The 17,425-nt window shown below is 34.3% G+C and carries 16 protein-coding genes; 12 read left to right on the forward strand and 4 right to left on the reverse strand.

What is annotated here, in order from left to right; genetic code table 11:
- Positions 1 to 10: 10 nt before the first annotated feature.
- On the reverse strand, positions 11 to 901 hold the full coding sequence (locus HUE88_RS05285) for an energy transducer TonB family protein (protein ID WP_194371819.1): 891 nt from the start codon (positions 899 to 901) through the stop codon (positions 11 to 13).
- 95 nt (positions 902 to 996) lie between these two features.
- On the opposite strand from HUE88_RS05285, the gene hemL reads away from it, so the two are divergent.
- Genes hemL through HUE88_RS05300 form a run of 3 tightly spaced genes read left to right on the forward strand, consistent with a single transcriptional unit; the run spans position 997 to position 3,119 of the window.
- Complete coding sequence (gene hemL / locus HUE88_RS05290; protein ID WP_194371821.1) at positions 997 to 2,289, forward strand: glutamate-1-semialdehyde 2,1-aminomutase; 1,293 nt, start codon at positions 997 to 999, stop codon at positions 2,287 to 2,289.
- On the forward strand, positions 2,282 to 2,632 hold the full coding sequence (locus HUE88_RS05295) for an AtpZ/AtpI family protein (RefSeq protein WP_194371823.1): 351 nt from the start codon (positions 2,282 to 2,284) through the stop codon (positions 2,630 to 2,632). Before hemL ends, HUE88_RS05295 begins: the two co-directional genes overlap by 8 nt.
- Positions 2,613 to 3,119, forward strand: coding sequence for a hypothetical protein (locus tag HUE88_RS05300; protein ID WP_229860163.1), 507 nt, complete (start codon positions 2,613 to 2,615; stop codon positions 3,117 to 3,119). The genes HUE88_RS05295 and HUE88_RS05300 overlap by 20 nt, the downstream gene beginning before the upstream one ends.
- On the opposite strand, the gene HUE88_RS05305 is transcribed toward HUE88_RS05300, so the two are convergent.
- Together HUE88_RS05305 and rpoD are read right to left on the reverse strand one after the other, a co-directional pair.
- On the reverse strand, positions 3,103 to 3,789 hold the full coding sequence (locus tag HUE88_RS05305; RefSeq protein WP_194371825.1) for a hypothetical protein: 687 nt from the start codon (positions 3,787 to 3,789) through the stop codon (positions 3,103 to 3,105). The two genes, HUE88_RS05300 and HUE88_RS05305, sit on opposite strands and share 17 nt — an antisense overlap.
- A 12-nt stretch (positions 3,790 to 3,801) precedes the next feature.
- Positions 3,802 to 5,667, reverse strand: a complete 1,866-nt coding sequence (gene rpoD / locus HUE88_RS05310; RefSeq protein ID WP_194371827.1) for an RNA polymerase sigma factor RpoD — start codon at positions 5,665 to 5,667, stop codon at positions 3,802 to 3,804.
- Positions 5,668 to 5,805: 138 nt separating this feature from the next.
- Between rpoD and HUE88_RS05315 the strand changes: the two genes are divergently transcribed.
- The 3 genes from HUE88_RS05315 to tpx all read left to right on the forward strand — a co-directional run bounded on the left by HUE88_RS05315 (position 5,806) and on the right by tpx (position 8,427).
- Positions 5,806 to 6,627 (forward strand): flagellar hook-basal body protein, encoded by an 822-nt coding sequence (locus tag HUE88_RS05315; protein ID WP_194371829.1) that lies wholly within the window; start codon positions 5,806 to 5,808, stop codon positions 6,625 to 6,627.
- Positions 6,628 to 6,737: 110 nt separating this feature from the next.
- The gene (gene flgG / locus HUE88_RS05320; RefSeq protein WP_194371831.1) at positions 6,738 to 7,526 is read left to right on the forward strand and encodes a flagellar basal-body rod protein FlgG; all 789 of its coding nucleotides are present in this window, start codon (positions 6,738 to 6,740) and stop codon (positions 7,524 to 7,526) included.
- A gap of 328 nt (positions 7,527 to 7,854) precedes the next feature.
- The gene (gene tpx, locus HUE88_RS05325; protein WP_194371833.1) at positions 7,855 to 8,427 is read left to right on the forward strand and encodes a thiol peroxidase; all 573 of its coding nucleotides are present in this window, start codon (positions 7,855 to 7,857) and stop codon (positions 8,425 to 8,427) included.
- Positions 8,428 to 8,431: 4 nt separating this feature from the next.
- Here tpx and recO read toward each other — a convergent pair whose 3' ends face one another.
- Positions 8,432 to 9,049, reverse strand: a complete 618-nt coding sequence (gene recO / locus HUE88_RS05330) for a recombination protein RecO (protein ID WP_194371835.1) — start codon at positions 9,047 to 9,049, stop codon at positions 8,432 to 8,434.
- Between the two features lie 175 nt (positions 9,050 to 9,224).
- Here recO and gltB point away from each other — a divergent pair, with 175 nt between their 5' ends.
- The 6 genes from gltB to dksA all read left to right on the forward strand — a co-directional run bounded on the left by gltB (position 9,225) and on the right by dksA (position 17,421).
- Positions 9,225 to 13,664, forward strand: a complete 4,440-nt coding sequence (gene gltB / locus HUE88_RS05335; RefSeq protein ID WP_194371837.1) for a glutamate synthase large subunit — start codon at positions 9,225 to 9,227, stop codon at positions 13,662 to 13,664.
- Between the two features lie 2 nt (positions 13,665 to 13,666).
- The gene (locus tag HUE88_RS05340) at positions 13,667 to 15,052 is read left to right on the forward strand and encodes a glutamate synthase subunit beta (protein WP_194371839.1); all 1,386 of its coding nucleotides are present in this window, start codon (positions 13,667 to 13,669) and stop codon (positions 15,050 to 15,052) included.
- A gap of 137 nt (positions 15,053 to 15,189) precedes the next feature.
- Positions 15,190 to 16,035, forward strand: coding sequence for an acetyl-CoA carboxylase, carboxyltransferase subunit beta (accD, locus tag HUE88_RS05345; protein WP_194371841.1), 846 nt, complete (start codon positions 15,190 to 15,192; stop codon positions 16,033 to 16,035).
- Entirely contained in the window at positions 16,035 to 16,598 is a 564-nt protein-coding gene (locus tag HUE88_RS05350; protein WP_194371843.1) for a thiamine phosphate synthase, read from the forward strand. Before accD ends, HUE88_RS05350 begins: the two co-directional genes overlap by 1 nt.
- Entirely contained in the window at positions 16,595 to 17,053 is a 459-nt protein-coding gene (locus HUE88_RS05355) for a 23S rRNA (pseudouridine(1915)-N(3))-methyltransferase RlmH (protein WP_194371855.1), read from the forward strand. The genes HUE88_RS05350 and HUE88_RS05355 overlap by 4 nt, the downstream gene beginning before the upstream one ends.
- Before the next feature lie 17 nt (positions 17,054 to 17,070).
- Positions 17,071 to 17,421, forward strand: a complete 351-nt coding sequence (dksA, locus tag HUE88_RS05360) for an RNA polymerase-binding protein DksA (protein WP_194371857.1) — start codon at positions 17,071 to 17,073, stop codon at positions 17,419 to 17,421.
- Positions 17,422 to 17,425: the final 4 nt, after the last annotated feature.

Below are 17,425 nucleotides of genomic sequence, written 5' to 3' on the forward strand. Positions count from 1 at the left end.
CATGTAGAGTTTAATATCTCGCTAAATTATAAAAAACATTGTATCTAATCAATGTTTTTTCGCTTGGCCTTGGGTATTTGCTGTATGCATAATCAATAGTCTCTTTAGTAGTGTTGTCAAGCACAAAATATCCGCTTTTTTGTAAAAATCTAAAATCACTTATGTCACCATTTGGATGAAGATAAAACTCTATAATATTGGTTCTATTCACATTTATGTCTCTTGGTAAATTTACACTTGCGACTCTGGTTAAGACCTGTTGAGTAATTCTTCTCATAATCTCCTGATTGTCTATTATATACTGTTGTTGCCCTGGAGTTAGTTTACCAAACTCCTCTCCGTAAAGCTCTTTTATGTTCTGGTCTATACTACTGCTGTTTTGAACAACAGTTTTTTTCATCTTTACCTCTTGCTCTGATTTGTCTTCATACATCCAGGCAAGAGGATCTTTTTTTTCTTCTTTCACCGGCTCTTTTTTAGGCTCTAAAACTACATGCTTCTCTTTTGGTGGAAGAGGCTCTGTTTTATTTGTGTGTTTTACTTCTTCTTCAGGCTCTTCTTTTGGGGGATTTATTGGCTGTTTTTTTATTTCTGGTTGCTCTTGTATCTTTTTTTGATCATACAAGATTGGCTGTTGGTTTATCGGCTTAACAATCTCTTTAAGTTGTTTTCCTTTTGGCATAGGTGGAGCTATATTTGGTGGTTTTATTACTTCTTTTGTAACTCCTGCATCTTTAAACTTTTTAGGCATCTCTTTTAGAGATACTTTCATCCTTTGTTCCTCTTTTTCTTTTATTGGTTTTTTTACTTCAGGCGTTATACTACCAAGCAGCCAAAAGAGCAAGATAAGTAAAAAATGAATTAAGAGTGCCACAAAAAGGGCAAAAGATGAGCGATTCAAATATTTCCATTTATTATAAATTTTTGAATGATTATAACTAATATAGATTAATAGTTATTGGCTATAATAACAAAAAAAATTACGAAGGTCATTCAATGGGTACAGAAGCATCACTTAAAGCGTTCAATCAAGCAAAAGAATTAATCCCAGGCGGAGTTAACTCTCCAGTAAGAGCATTTAGAAGCGTTGGAGGTTCTCCTATATTTATTACAGAAGGCAGCGGAGCGTATTTAACTGATGTTGATGGAAACAAGTATGTCGACTTTGTACAAAGTTGGGGACCGCTTATTTTTGGTCACAGAGATGAGGCAATTGAGAGTGCTGTTATAGAAGCTGTAAAACATGGTCTTAGCTTTGGAGCACCAACGCAGGCTGAGACAGACTTAGCACAGCTTGTTATATCTATGTTTGACTCAATTGATAAGATAAGATTTGTAAGCAGCGGAACAGAGGCAGTTATGAGTGCTATCCGTTTGGCTCGTGGATTTACAGGTCGTGATGATATTGTAAAGTTTACAGGTTGTTACCACGGGCACAGTGACTCACTACTTGTTGAAGCTGGAAGCGGTGCTGTTACTTTTGGAAATCCTAGTTCACCAGGTGTTCCTGCTGATTTTACTAAACATACTTTACTTGCAACTTATAATGATATAGAGAGTGTAAAAAAATGTTTTGCAGACAGCAAAGATATAGCATGTGTGATTATTGAGCCAATAGCAGGGAATATGGGATTGGTTCCGGCAGATAAAGAGTTCTTACATGAGTTAAGAAAGCTTTGCGATGAAAATGCAACTCTGCTTATTTTCGATGAAGTTATGAGTGGTTTTAGAGCTTCTATTAATGGTGCAGAGTCTATAACTGGTGTTAAGCCGGATATGCTTACTCTCGGTAAAGTTATAGGTGGCGGTATGCCGGTTGGTGCATTTGGCGCAAGAGCAGAGATTATGGCAAAACTCTCCCCTGAAGGTCCTGTATATCAGGCTGGAACACTTAGTGGAAACCCGGTTGCAATGGCAGCTGGACTGGCTGCTATTAGTAAACTAAAGAAAAATGCTCAAGTGATGTCCGTATTAAACGCAAGAGCAACTAGATTGGTTGAGGGGATGCAAAAGGAAGCAGAGGCTTGCAAAATTACAATGCAGATAGATACACGCGGAAGTATGTTTGGATTTTTCTTTAATGAAAAACCGGTGAAAAACTTCGCTGATGCATGTAACTCAAATGCGGAACTTTTTGCCAAGTTTCACTCAGGTATGCTTAAAGAAGGTTTTTACTTTGCATGTTCACTTTATGAAACAGGTTTTATATCTACAGCAATTACAGATGAGATGATTGAAAATACAATTGCTGCAAGTGCAAGAGTATTTAAGGCAATTACAAATGGGTGAAAATAAAGAAGAATCAAAAGAGGAACACAAGCCTAGAATTAAACCCATAATTGAGGCGGCTGATAGCCTCTCTTTGGGTATTTCAATGGTTGTAGCAGTTGTTATGGGTGTTGGAATAGGGTATTTACTAAAAAGCATGACAGGGTATGCCTGGACTTTTTGGATTGGAGTTGCTGTAGGTATAGCAGCTGCTGTCTTGAACGTGTACAAAGCTTATTCAAAACAGTATAAAGAGTATGAAGAGTTAGCCAAAGAGCCTCGTTACGCGATTAAAAAGAAACTAGAGGATGATGAAGACGATGATAGTTTTTGGGAAGATGACTATGGCGAAAAAAGCCATTAAATCCTTCTTGACAGTTGAGTTGCTGATTTTGGCTACGCAGCTATTTTCGTTTGAGTTTTTCATAAATCTACAGGTGGCTTTTTTAAGCAGTTTTTTCATCATTATAGGTTCAACGTTTGCGTATAAGAGAATGGTTGAGATGCAGGTTCAAGCTGAAAATATTAATGAAAAAAGAGACTTTCTTGATGAGTTGGAAGATCCATATGCACTTTATGAAGATGAACCTGTAAATAATGCCCCATACGAAGAGCTTGATTTAAAAGAGATTGTTAAACAAGAGAAAAAGAAGATAAAAATTTTAAATATTAGTGATATTAAAAAAGGCGGGAGGGCAGGTTTTTCACTCTACAGACTTATCCCCTATCTATTTCTTATATTGGGGTTTATTGCTCTAAAAAACAATAACCTCTTAGATATTTCAACCTATCTTCCATCTCTGTTACTTGGAATTGTTGTCGGATATATAAGTTCTAAGAAGTTATCATAGGTATATTTATGGTTACATTCTTTTTTATATCTATATAAAAGCTTGTATTTGCAGTTAAAATTTCGAGTTCATTCATCTTATGATTGTCTATGTTTTGAGCACTTATTTCAACAGAAAATAGACTATACTTTTTATCTTCATATTTTATGTGCTCTCCAACCCTGTAAAATATTTTGGTATTAATTTTTTCATTATGAATAAAACATAAATATATTTTATTCAGTATTTTTATAAAGCTGTTTGAGTCAATGATAATTTCAGGTATTGTCGGATCAAACTCTTTTGTAAAAATTATATTTGAGTTAATAGAGTTTGTAGATATACATAAATCTACAAGTGTATAGATATTTGTTAGTTCACCGATGGGTTGAGGAGGTTTATTAATCTTGAAAGATGGTGATTGGTAGAGTTTAATCCCTACTTCATTTTCATTTTCATACCCTACTGTAACAGCGAAAAACTTATAACGCCCAAACTCTAACTCTATAAAAGTTGTCTTGAACCCAAAAGTTACATTCGCATAAGCGGTTGCTATTTTAAAAATCTCATCTGCACTAGTAGCACCAAGCAAGAACTGTGCTTCAGAGTTAAGTGATATTATTTTACCGATTGAATCAAAGAGTATAAAAGGGTTGTAGTCATACTCTATCCACTGCTGTTCAAATGTCATATATTGTTTCTGCTACTCTTCTATGTAATTCTTAAGTTTTCTTCCAACTTTAGGATGTTTTAATTTCTTGATCGCACTTGACTCTATTTGACGAACACGTTCACGAGTAACACTTAGCTCTTTTCCAATCTCCTCTAATGTTCTATCGCTTTCATCGTCCATTATCCCAAAACGAAGTTTTATAACAGCTTTTTCTCTCTCGTTTAATTGTTCTAACACACTCTCAATCTGAACTCTTAAATCATCTTTTAATATAGCATCAGATGGAGACAGTGATGTTTTATCTTCTATAAAATCTCCAAAACGACCATCATCTTCACTCCCTATAGGAGCCTCAAGACTGATAGGCTCTTTTGTAATTTTAATTACATTTTTTACTTTTTCAACTGACAATCCAACCTCTTCAGCAATTGTTTCAACATCCGGCTCTTTGCCGTGCTCTTGAAGGTGTTTACGCATTATTTTATTAATACGGTTGATTGTTTCAATCATATGAATTGGAATACGGATAGTTCTTGCCTGATCCGCTATTGCACGGCTAATAGCCTGTCGAATCCACCAAGTTGCATATGTCGAAAATTTATACCCTTTTTGGTATTCAAACTTATCAACAGCTTTCATAAGACCAATATTTCCCTCTTGTATAAGATCAAGAAAAGGGAGTCCGCGATTAGTATATCTTTTAGCGATAGATACAACAAGTCTTAGATTTGATTTAGCCATCTTAGTTTTTGAGATTTCAGAAATATTTTTACCACGTTTAATCTGTTCTAAAATATCAGCTAGTTTTTCAGGTTCCATATCAAAGCTGTTTTTTGAAGCCTCTTTTGTTTGTGCAAGCTTTTTAATTTCCATATATGTACTAACCATAGTAGCTTCTGGAACCATATTGGCAATGTCTTCTTTGTTTAAGTCACAAATTTTATCAACTAAAATTCTGTGATTTGCTTTTAAAGTTTTGTTAAATAATGGAAGTTTGTATTCTAGTCTTTTTAATTCTTTATCGTAACCATCATCACTTTTAAGTGCAGTTTCCATAGCTTTAACAAGTTCATTTATTAGTTTTGAGGTTGGCCCCAACTCTAATAATTTTTCTCTAAGTGCACCTTTTTTAAATGTAACTCCCAAGAAATACATAACTATCTCTTCTGTTATTTCACCATCTAAATTTTCTTTTGATTGATCAGCAAGTTTAATCCACTCTTTTTTTGCTTTTTCTAATGCTTTAAAACTTACAGTAACTTTTTCAACTCTTGTTTTATCTTTAGCTGTTAAGACTACTTCTTCAACTTCGTCAGATGAGTCATCATTAGAATCTGTGTCATCATTAGTATCTGTTTCTTCTTTTTCATCTTCAAAACTTCTAAATAGCTCTTTAACTCTTCTTTCACGGTTTATTAAAGGTTCTCTATAGTCTAAAATAAAATCTATTAAATATGGAACAGAACAGATTGCATCAATTATAATGCTCTCACCATTTTCTATTTTTTTAGATATCTCAATCTCTTCTTCTTTCGTAAGAAGAGGAATCTGACCCATTTCACGTAAGTACATACGTACAGGAGAGTCTGAACGAGACCACTCAAGAAGTTCATGCTCTTTTAATATGTCAAATTTATCAGTTTCATTGTTTTCAAGCATTTTTCTTTGTACAGATCTTCTTGCCTCAGCTTCTTTGTCATTGAGAAGTTTTGCATGTTCTGATGCTGTATATATACAAGCTTTATTTTTTGTAATAAGCTTAAATATATTTTTTGCTTGTGCTGCCGTTGGTTGCTTGTCAAAAAGTTCAATCAGTGATTCATATGTTGAGCACTCTTTTGATTTTTGATTGGTAAAGAAAGTTTCAATTGCTTTGTTGAGTTCTTTAGCTGTCATATAAAGTATGCCTTTATGTAGAGTTTGTAAGATTTTTTAAAGGTGGATTATACCGAAACATTCTTAAAGCCTCCTTTTTTATTTATTGGCACACTACTTGCTTTTGTATTTGAAATAAACTAGTAAAAAGGGATTTTTATGCAAAGTGGATATTATAGCTCAACAGCAGGTATGGTGACTCAATTTAATCGTTTAGATACTATTGCAAATAATCTTGCCAATGTAAATACAATTGGATTTAAGGAAGATAATCTTGTTGTTGGCGATTTTATGCGTCTTTATAAAGAGGCAAGAGATGAAGTTCCAAACGAAAATAATACCAAAGAAGCGGCTCAGTTTCTAAACAGAGCCATGAATAAAGCTCCACAAATTGTAGACTCATTTACTAATCATTCGCTAGGAACATTGCAAAAAAGCGATAATCCGCTAGATTTTGCTCTTTCGAAAGAGGGCATGTTCTTTATGGTTAAAACACCAGAGGGAGTAAGACTTACAAGAGATGGCTCATTTACTGCCGATGATGAAGGTAAGCTTGTGACTAAACAAGGTTATGAAGTTTTGCCAAATGATTATTTTGCATCAAAAAGCCCAATAGTTATCAACAGAGAAGACAGCATAATAGAAGTCGATAAAAATGGAAACATGTACACTAATGTACCAAACGGTGTAAAGCTAGTCGCTGGTTCTAAACTTTTTGTTGCACAGCCAGATAATATGAATCTTCTAAAAAAAGAGGGTGATAATCTTTATAAATATCCTGGAATTGATGAACTTAAAAGTTTAGATGAGAGTGGAGCTGTACGACAAGGTTTTGTAGAAAAAAGCAATGTTAATGCCGTTAAAATGATGACAAATATGATAGAGACAAATCGTCTCGTAGGAATGTATCAAAAAGCCATGGATACACAGATGAATGATATGAACCGCGATGCAATTGAAAAAATTGCTAGAAAATCTTAGCTTTAGTAGTCTAAGCGGCGCCAGCGAAGTAAAGGAACTTTTGTTTCTTTACTGGAATAACAAATGAAGAGTTTTCTTCATTTTATGAAATAAAATTAAGGAATAAAATTATGATGCAATCACTTTATACTGCCTCTACCGGAATGCTGGGGATGCAGACACAAATAGATACCACAGCAAATAATATTGCCAATGTTAATACAATTGGATTTAAAAAATCTCGTGCAGAGTTTGCAGACTTGATGTACAAGGTTATGGAATATGCTGGAACTTCTACTAGTGATGTAACAAAGAGTCCTACAGGTATAGAAGTTGGTCTTGGTTCTCGTCCTACCGCTATAAATAAGATTTTTTCAGAGGGAAGTCTCAAGCAGACTGACAATCAACTGGACTTAGCTATAACTGGTAGAGGATTTTTTAAACTTGAGCTTCCAGATGGAACTGAGGTCTACTCAAGAAATGGTGCATTTAAAATTGATGAAAATGGCACGATGGTTAATAGTGATGGATACAAACTAGTTCCTGAAGTTGTTATTCCACCTGATGCAACAAACATCAGTATAGGTACAGATGGAACAATGACTGTTGTTCAGCCTGGACAGACTCAGGCTACACAAATCGGACAAGTTACACTAACAAACTTTATAAATCCAGCCGGTCTGCACTCTATGGGAGATAACCTTTATATTGAAACAGACAGCTCTGGTCAACCAGTTGAGGGTACTCCTGGTCTTGACGGTCTTGGAGTATTGAGACAAGGTTTTGTTGAGTTAAGTAATGTTGAACTTGTTGTTGAACTAACTGACCTTATTACGGGTCAAAGAGCTTATGATTCAAACTCAAAAGTAATCACTACAAGTGATGAAATGCTACAAACTGTAAATAATCTAAAAAGATAGTAACTCCTTAAATACAGCTTGATACTATTTGATATCAAGCTTATTCAACAATCTCAAATCATTATTTTATATTTAAAAATCTGTCAATCTCATTTTTCGGAAGAGGCCTAGAGATTAGATAGCCTTGAATTTAATCACAATTTAAATTTTTAATAAGTTCAAATTGCTCATCAGTATCTACTACTTCGGTGATTACTTTAAATGAATATATACTTGCTGTCTCTATAGTCATCTCTATTGATTTTTTATCTTTGCATATTCTGTAATTGGTATTTTTTTTATTAATAGCTATAATGTAAAACTTAATTTAAAATAGAAGGACAATCTCATGAAAAAAATCGCAGTAGTATTACTTATTCTATCAACAACATTCTTAATTGCTTCTAGCATAGTTGTTAAAAGTGAAGGCAAGGTATTGATGGTTAAAGGAAATTATCCAAATGTTGGTGAAGATGCACCAATAGTACGTGTTGTAAAGACGGACTTGTCTATTAAAACAATAGGCGGTAAAAGTGGCAGAGTGCAAGTGATTGCAACAGTTCCATCTATTGATACACCTGTATGTTCTCTGGAGTCAAAGAGGTTTGATGATGAGATTAAAAACTATCCGAATGTTGATATGACTGTTGTCTCAATGGACCTTCCTTTTGCTGATGATCGTTTTTGTGAAGGACGTGGTATAAAGAACATTGATGTTTCTTCAGATTTTGCACATAGGGAAGTTGGTGAAAAATATGGCGTTGTGATTACCGATGGTGAACTTAAAGGGTTGCTGATTCGTTCAATTTTTGTTATTGGCAAAGATGGGAAAATAATGTACAAAGAGATTGTCCCAGACCTTGGAATGCATCCAGATTACAATAAAGTGATGAACGCTGTTGAGCTTGCTGAGTTGTTGTAACTATTTAAAGCCCTTCAAGCAATACATACCAAAGTCTGTTTATTTCTTCGTCACTTAGAAATAGGGTGGACTTGTTTTGAAATAACTCATTAAATTCTTTTTCTTTTATACTGAAGGTGTGAGAACACTCTTTATGAGTTGGGAGATATGCACGTATAAGTGAAACATCATTTTTTATAGGAAGCGAACATAAAAAGCAAACAAGATCTACATGTAGTCTTCCCTCGTGCTCCAACATTTTTATATAAGATTCTATAGCTACTCTTTTTGGGTTTTGTTTATTCCAATTTTGTGATGCGTTCTCTATTAAGTCAAAGTAAAACTCATCTATCTCCTCTGCATCTTTTAGGTGTTTGTAAAAAAGTGCTAAAAAGTCTTGCCAAACTTTCAATAACTTATAATCATTCATCCACCTAAAACCAATATGGATTACATCTTTTAATCTTGAAATAGTTGATTTTGTAGAATTGTCTTTTTCATAATCAATTTTAAAGCCAAGATTTATCACTCCATGTCTTGCTCCATAGAATCTATAAAGAGTATCTAAGCTATCTCTTGATAATATTGTAACTATCAAGTCTTCATCTTTAACTTTATTAAGATTTAGAATAAAACCTTGCATATTTGCTTCTTTTCCCTACATAATTGAAATTTATTAAAAAAATATTTCTAATATTATACTTTCTTAAACCTTTAAATAGTACAATACGTGACCTATCTCTAAATATACCAAGTTATATTAAAAAGAGATTAAAATTTGAAAAAATTTGCATAAATTGTAAAATTTAGGAGTGAAGATGGTTGAATATCGTGATTTGTTAAGATCATTCAAAGATAATTGTGGATTTGGTTTAGTTGCCAACATTAAAAATAAAGCTTCTCATAAAGTTTTAAACGATGCTGTTACAGCATTGGAGAGAATGATGCATCGTGGTGCAGTAGCGGCTGATGGTAAAACAGGTGATGGTAGTGGACTACTTCTCTCTTTGCCGGAGGACTTTCTTCGTAACGAGGCATCCATAAATGGCATCGAACTACCAAAGCAATTTGCAATAGCATCTGTTTTTACAAAAGATTTAGCTCATCTTGACATAATCGAATCAATCTGTATTAATAATGATCTAAAAGTTGTATTTAGACGTGAGGTACCAGTTGATGTAAGAGCGCTAGGTGCACAGGCATTAGCATCACTTCCAAATATTGTTCAACTTTTTATAATCCCAAACTCAATTATGGCTACAAACAGATTTGATGCTCTTTTATATCTTTCTCGCAAAGAGAGCGAACATAAACTAGTAGATGATAGAAACTTTTACATAGCATCAATGAGTTCAACAGTTCTTTCATATAAAGGGCTTGTTATGCCTACTCATATTAAAGAGTTTTATAAAGATTTACAAGATGAGAACTTTAAAATCTCTTTTTCACTTTTTCACCAAAGATTTTCAACTAATACTCTTCCTGAATGGAGACTTGCACAGCCATTTCGTGCAGTTGCTCATAATGGTGAGATTAACTCTGTTGAAGGTAACCGTTTTAATGTTGAGATAAAATCTGAGTCTATAAAAAGTGATGTTTTTACAGATGAAGAGATGCAAAGAATATTGCCAATTTTACAATTGAACTCATCTGACAGCGCAAGTGCTGATAACTTTTTTGAATTTCTTCTAGTTAATGGTATGGATTTCTTTAAAGCAGTTCGTGCAGTAATCCCAGGTGCATGGCAAAATGCTCCACATATGGATCCTGAACTTCGTGCATTTTATGAGTATCATTCAACAGTATTTGAAGCTTGGGATGGACCGGCTGCATTTTCTGTAACTGATGGACGTTATATTGGTTGTGTATTAGATAGAAACGGTCTTCGTCCGTCGAAATATATAGTAACTAAAGATGATAATCTTCTTATAGCAAGTGAGTATGGTGTTGTAGATATTGCAGAAGAGGATATAAAAGAGAGAGGTCGACTACAGTCTGGTGAGATGTTGGGGCTAGATCTAAAATTTGGAAAACTACTTAAAAATGATCAGATAAATGATTACCTGAAAAGCTCAAACCCATATATGAAATGGTTAAATGAGCATATGATATATCTGCAAGAACATGTAGAAGATCAATATATGACTAATTGTGACTATGAGGGACAAGATCTAATCAACAGACAAAGATATTTCAATATTACTCATGAAGTTATTGAACAAGTTATTGAACCTATGATTATTGAAGGAAAAGAAGCTGTTGGTTCGATGGGTGATGATACACCGCTTGCTGCATTTTCAAATAAGCAAAGAGCATTTACTGACTTTTTTAAACAGAAATTTGCGCAGGTTACAAACCCTCCAATTGATCCTATCAGAGAAAAAGTCGTAATGAGTCTCAATACAGGGTTTGGTGAAATTCATAATATTTTAGATGAAATTCCAACTCACGCTCATCGTTTAAAGGCTATATCACCAATTATAACTAGAGAAAAATTAGAAGTATTAAAATCATTCGGAGATAAAAAATCACCTAGCTATCAGGCTTTTTATTGCAATAAAACATTTTCAACTGCTTTTAGTGGTGGGCTTAAAGATGCATTAGAAACCTTGGTAGAAAATGTAATAAGCTCTGTTAAAAATGATGGAACTAGAATAGTGATATTGGATGATTATGAGTTTAGTAAAGATAATAAGATTATGCCTATGGCAATGGTTATTGGTCGTCTAAATATTGCTCTTCTTAAATCTAAGATTCGTCATCTCGTTTCTATGATTGCAGTTACTGGAGAAGTTACAGATTCTCATGGTGCAGCTGTCTTGATCGGGTATGGTGCTTCTGCTGTATACCCAAATCTTCTTTTTGCTACCACTGCTGAACACACTGACAGATCTAAAGCTATTAATGTGAATTGTCATGAAGCTTTAAAATTAGTTCATGGTTCATTAAATGCAGGACTTCTTAAAATAATGTCTAAAATGGGTATTGCAACAATAGCTTCTTATCGTAATTCTGGATTATTTGATGTTATGGGTCTTAGTCGTGAAATAGTTAAAGATTGTTTTAGCAGTTCTCACTCTGCTTTAAACGGATTAAACTACGATGACATAGATGAAAGACTTACAAAATATCATAAAGATGCTTTTGAAGAGAGTGGTTTTAATAAAATTTTCCCACTTAATATTGGTGGATATTATAAGTTTTATAACGGACAAGAACACCACGATTTCGGTCCTTCTGTAATTCATGCAATACATGCAGTTGCAGAGAGTGGCAAAAAACAAGATTATGATAAATTAAGAGATTTAGTAAATAAACGTGGACTAAAGTTTATACGTGACTTTTTTGAACTAAAATCTGATAGAAAAGCTATTGATATCTCAGAGGTTGAACCTAAAGAGGAAATATTTAAAAGATTTGCATCAGCTGCAATGAGTCTTGGTTCAATCTCTCCTGAAGCACATGAAACGATAGCTATGGCAATGAATAAGATTGGTGCTCAGTCAAACTCTGGAGAGGGTGGTGAGGATTCCGAGCGTTTTGGTACTGATCGTAATTCAAAAATAAAGCAAGTTGCATCTGGTAGATTTGGTGTAACACCGGCTTATTTAAGAAGTGCAGAAGAGATTCAGATTAAAGTAGCTCAAGGTGCTAAACCTGGTGAAGGTGGTCAACTTCCGGGTCATAAAGTATCTCCACTTATTGGTAAACTTCGTCATACGGTCCCTGGTGTTACTCTTATTTCACCACCTCCTCACCACGATATTTACTCTATTGAGGATTTGGCACAACTTATCTTTGATGTTAAACAGGTTAATCCAAAAGCTAGAGTAGCGGTTAAATTGGTTTCTACTATTGGTGTTGGTACTATTGCAGCCGGTGTTGCTAAAGCATATGCCGATAAAATTATTATATCTGGTGGTGATGGCGGTACAGGTGCTGCTCCATTAACATCTATAAAATTTGCAGGTAACCCATGGGAACTTGGACTTAGTGAAGCACATAATGCACTAAAAGCTAATAACCTTAGAGAGCTAGTTGAAGTTCAAGCAGATGGTGGTTTAAAAACAGGATTGGATGTTATAAAAGCTACCCTTTTAGGTGCTGAGTCTTACGCATTTGGTACAGGAATATTAACAATCGTTGGTTGTAAGATGTTGAGAATTTGTCATGTAAATAAATGTTCTGTTGGTATAGCAACACAAAATGAAAAACTTCGCCAAGAGTTCTTTAAGGGACATGTTGATCAAATTGTAAACTATTTTACGCTAATGGCTGAAGATATTAGATCTATTATGGCTACTTTAGGTTTTAGCACTATAGAAGAGATGGTTGGTCGTGTTGATCTGTTAAAAGTTGTAGAAGATCCTTTTGCTAAAAAGTTTGATTTTAGTTCAGTTCTTCACCAAGAAGATGGTGTTAATACTCATCAGCAAAAATCTAATCCTCCATTTGATGATAATGCTTTTGAAAAAGATGTTTTAAAAGAAGCAATGAGTGCTATTAAACATCCGGAACATCCTATTAGAATAAATAGAGATATTACTAATGAGCATAGAAGTTTTGGTGCACTTATTAGTGGTGAAATAGCTCAATATTATGGTGATACTGGACTTAAAGCTGATACTATCGAAATTAATTTAAACGGAATAGCTGGACAAGCTTTAGGCGCATTTTTAATTCCAGGCGTATCAATTTACTTGAGTGGTGTAGCAAATGATTATATTGGTAAAGGTATGCATGGCGGTAAAATCATTATTACTTCCAAAAATGAGGGTGAACATTTTAGTGCCGGAGGTAATACGTGTCTGTATGGAGCTACTGGTGGTAAACTTTATATATCAGGTTGCGTAGGTGAAAGATTTGCTGTACGTAACTCAGGTGCAATCTCTATAGTTGAGGGTACCGGAGATAATGCTTGTGAATATATGACAGGTGGTATAGTCGTAATTCTTGGGCGCACAGGTATAAACTTTGGTGCTGGTATGACAGGCGGTATTGGGTTTGTTTACGATGAAGATCACAGCTTTGTTGAAAATGTTAACCGTGAGCTTGTAGAGTCTATTCGTATTGACACAGATGATGGCGATGAGGCAAGACACTATTTGAAAAAATTATTAAAAGACTATGTAGTAGAAACAAGTAGTAAAAAAGCAAAAGATTTGCTTGATAACTTTAGAGTAGAAGTACGTAATTTCTGGTTGGTAAAACCTAAAAATTTAACTAAATTACCTATGAACTTAGAGATCGGAGATTAACAATGAGAGAATTTTTAACAGTTGATAGAATAGAAGCAAAGAAAAGATTAGTCGTCGAAAGAACAAAAGATTTTGGTGAAATTTATGAAGTTTTTGAGCGTGATGAAGCAGCAAGTCAGAGTGATAGATGTATTCAATGTGGAGATCCATTTTGTTTAAACAAATGTCCATTACATAATTATGTTCCACAGTGGCTAAAAGCTATTAGTGAAAAAGATTTAGAGTTTGCATTTAAATTATCTAATGAGCCTTCTCCATTTCCAGAAGTAATGGGAAGAGTTTGTCCTCATGATAGACTATGTGAAGGTGATTGTACATTAAATGATGGTCATGGTGCTATTACAATTGGTTCAATAGAAACACATATTACAGAAGAGGGCTTTAAACAAGGGTTTAAGCCAGAATTTCCTGGAGTAACTTCGAATAAAAAAGTAGCTGTAATAGGAAGTGGTCCTGCTGGATTATCAGCTGCAACTTATCTTTTGCGTTCTGGAATTGCTGTTACTATGTATGAGAGAAGTGATAGAGCAGGAGGACTTTTAACATATGGAATTCCAAACTTTAAACTCGATAAAAAGATAGTTAATCGTCGCGTAAAATTTTTACAAGAAGCAGGTATGGAGCTTATTGTAAATTGTGAAGTTGGAAAAGATATTGCTTTTGAAGATATTGCAAATACACATGATGCAATATTTATCGGCGTTGGTGCAACAAAGGCTAAAAGTGCGTCATTAACAGGAGAACATGCTCCTAATGTCTATGATGCTATGGATTATTTAACATCAATTCAAAAGAAAAATTTTAAAACGCCATATGACAAAAAGTTTGATTTTAAAGATAAAGATGTTGTTGTTATAGGTGGTGGAGATACTGCTATGGACTGTCTTAGAACAGCAAAAAGAGAGGGTGCAAAATCTGTAACTTGTCTTTACCGTCGTGATGCTCATAATATGCCTGGAAGTCAAAAAGAATATAAAAATGCTATGGAAGAGGGCGTTTCTTTTACTTTTTTAGCATCCCCAAGAGAAATAATTTTAAATGAATCTGGTAAAGCTGTAGCTGTTGAAGTTGTGAAAACTACTTTAGGAGTAAAAGATGATAGTGGCCGCCAAAAAATGGAAGAACTAAAAGGGAGTGAGTTTAGAGTTAATGCTGATGTAGTTATTATGTCATTGGGTTTTGATCCAGAAGTTCCATCATTTTTAGCGGAAAACGGAATAGATACAAATAAGTGGGGCGGGATAATCGTAAACAAAGATACTCACGAAAGTACAACTGCTGGTATTTACGCCGGCGGAGACTGTTACAGAGGTGCCGACTTGGTTGTAACAGCTGCATTTGACGGTCGTGAAGCTGCAAGAAGTATTATAAAATCTTTACTTAAATAATCACAATAATTTTTCTACATGTAAACTATCTACATGTAGAAAAAACAGTCTACTTTTTAGCGCAATATTACCCTAAATTCTACAAATAAAGTCAAAATAAGATATAATCCCGATTATTTATAATATAAGGATACATTTTGAACTTCTTAAGCATTTTCTCTTTTAACTCAGAAAAAAAACAACCAATAAAAAGCGAAGCATCATCTCATTGGGTGAAGTGTAAATCTTGTCACTCTTTAATGTTTTACAAAGAGGTTGAAAAACAAAAACATGTTTGTCCAAAGTGTGGCTACCATATACGTATAGGGGTGCAAGAGCGCATTGAGCTTTTGGCAGACGAGGGTACATTCGTAGAATATGATGGCAATTTGAAACCAGTTGATCCACTAAAGTTTGTAGACAAAAAGTCTTACAAGCAGAGAATTGAAGAGGCAACAAAAAAGACTGGCAAAACTTCATCAGTAGTGAGCGGTGAGTGCGAGATGAATGGTGTACCTGTGCAAATTGTTATATTTGACTTTGCTTTTATGGGTGGCTCATTAGGCTCAGTGGAGGGTGAAAAAATTGTTCGTGCTATAGAGCGCGCTATTGATAAAAGGCATGGTGTTGTAATCTTAAGTGCTAGTGGCGGAGCTAGAATGCAAGAGAGCACTTTTTCACTTTTACAGATGAGTAAAACATCTGCTGCCCTTGCTAAATTGGCAAAGCACAACTTACCGTATATTTCTGTTTTAACTGATCCAACTATGGGTGGAGTTAGTGCATCTTTTGCAACACTCGGAGATATTATTATTGCTGAACCGGGGGCACTTGTAGGTTTTGCCGGACAGAGAGTAATAGAACAAACAATTGGTTCAGCTCTTCCTGATGGATTTCAAAGAGCAGAGTTTCTCCTTGAAAAAGGTTCTATTGATATGATAGTCAATAGAAATAACTTAAAAAACACTCTCTCAGACCTTCTTACACTCTTTAAAGTTGCTTAATGCGACTTTATGCACTTTGCGATCAGAATCTTTTAGATAGAGAAAGTCTCTCTTTAGAAGCATTTGTAGAACTTGCAAAAAATCAAAATGCAGAGATTATTCAGTATCGCAACAAAAATGCAGATATAGCGTTTATAAAACAGCAGTTAATTAATATCAGAAAAATTTATGACGGATTTTTAATCGTTAATGACTCTTATGAACTCATAGAGTTTTGCGATGGTGTACATGTAGGGCAGGAAGATTTAAAAGCTATAGATGAGAATATATTTAAAGCTGTCGAAATATTGAGAAGTGTTATTAAAAAAGACAAAATACTAGGAATATCTACTCATAACGAAGAAGAAGTTTTGCAGGCAAATGATATGGATTTAAATTATATTGGTTTAGGGGCTTTTAGAGAGACAAACACTAAAGAGGGCATATCAACAGTTCTAGGAAGTAAGCTTGACGAGATTGCTTCGAAATCAAAACATTTAGTCGGTGCCATCGGAGGAGTAACACTTGAGGATACTTTTTCACATGTAGCTTATCATGTTGTTGGAAGCGGACTTATAAAGTGAATATAGATATAGTCTCGATTGCCAAAAAAGAGCATTCAACATATGACCCATTAAATAAAGAGCTTATAAAAATGATCTCACGCTTTGCTAAAATTCAAGATATTGAACTTTTTAATAAAGATGTAACAAAAGCACACACTATTTCATCAATTGCCTCACAGCAGGCGTATACAAAGCTTCTAAATCCACATATAAACAAAGGTTTTAGTGTAAGTTTGCATCCTGATGGAAAAATAATCGATAGTTATGAGTTTAGTAAGCTATTAGATGGTAAAATTGCGATTAAATTTTTTATAGGTGGTGCTTACGGCTTTGAAGATAGTTTTTTAGAACAAAGCGATGCCGTAATAAGTCTTGGAAATATCACAATGAGTCATAAAATTGCAAAAGTAGTTTTACTAGAGCAAATTTATAGAGGTTTTTCTATATTAAGTAACCATCCATATCATAAATAACATAAAAGGGAATGTCAGTGCAAGAGAGTGAATTTAAGTATTTCAAAGAGATTTTAGAGAGTAGAAAAGTACAAATTATGAAAAATATTTCAGGCTTTAACGATGAGCTTGACCAGCTTAATTCATTGGAGTTGAACGATGAGGCAGACCATGCATCAGTAGGCAACAGTTCAATGGTTGAGAGTGCGATAGTTAGGCAGCAAGAGCAAGAATTAAGAGAGATTAATGTAACATTGGGAAAAATATCTACTCGTGATTATGGAATATGTGAAATGTGTGAAGAACCTATTGGTTTTCAAAGATTAAAGGTTAAGCCACATGCGATATACTGCATTGATTGTAGAGAGATAGTAGAAAAATCTAGATAATAGG

Origin of the sequence: Candidatus Sulfurimonas baltica (genome assembly GCF_015265455.1) — a bacterium.
Taxonomy (GTDB): domain Bacteria; phylum Campylobacterota; class Campylobacteria; order Campylobacterales; family Sulfurimonadaceae; genus Sulfurimonas; species Sulfurimonas baltica.

Excerpts from the sequence above, each read along its gene's own strand:
- hemL (WP_194371821.1), top strand. The coding sequence starts at position 997 with ATGGGTACAGAAGCATCACTTAAAGCGTTCAATCAAGCAAAAGAATTA.
- HUE88_RS05295 (WP_194371823.1), top strand. The coding sequence starts at position 2,282 with ATGGGTGAAAATAAAGAAGAATCAAAAGAGGAACACAAGCCTAGAATT.
- HUE88_RS05300 (WP_229860163.1), top strand. The coding sequence starts at position 2,613 with ATGGCGAAAAAAGCCATTAAATCCTTCTTGACAGTTGAGTTGCTGATT.
- HUE88_RS05305 (WP_194371825.1), bottom strand. The coding sequence starts at position 3,789 with ATGACATTTGAACAGCAGTGGATAGAGTATGACTACAACCCTTTTATA.
- rpoD (WP_194371827.1), bottom strand. The coding sequence starts at position 5,667 with ATGACAGCTAAAGAACTCAACAAAGCAATTGAAACTTTCTTTACCAAT.
- HUE88_RS05315 (WP_194371829.1), top strand. The coding sequence starts at position 5,806 with ATGCAAAGTGGATATTATAGCTCAACAGCAGGTATGGTGACTCAATTT.
- flgG (WP_194371831.1), top strand. The coding sequence starts at position 6,738 with ATGATGCAATCACTTTATACTGCCTCTACCGGAATGCTGGGGATGCAG.
- tpx (WP_194371833.1), top strand. The coding sequence starts at position 7,855 with ATGAAAAAAATCGCAGTAGTATTACTTATTCTATCAACAACATTCTTA.
- recO (WP_194371835.1), bottom strand. The coding sequence starts at position 9,049 with ATGCAAGGTTTTATTCTAAATCTTAATAAAGTTAAAGATGAAGACTTG.
- gltB (WP_194371837.1), top strand. The coding sequence starts at position 9,225 with ATGGTTGAATATCGTGATTTGTTAAGATCATTCAAAGATAATTGTGGA.
- HUE88_RS05340 (WP_194371839.1), top strand. The coding sequence starts at position 13,667 with ATGAGAGAATTTTTAACAGTTGATAGAATAGAAGCAAAGAAAAGATTA.
- HUE88_RS05350 (WP_194371843.1), top strand. The coding sequence starts at position 16,035 with ATGCGACTTTATGCACTTTGCGATCAGAATCTTTTAGATAGAGAAAGT.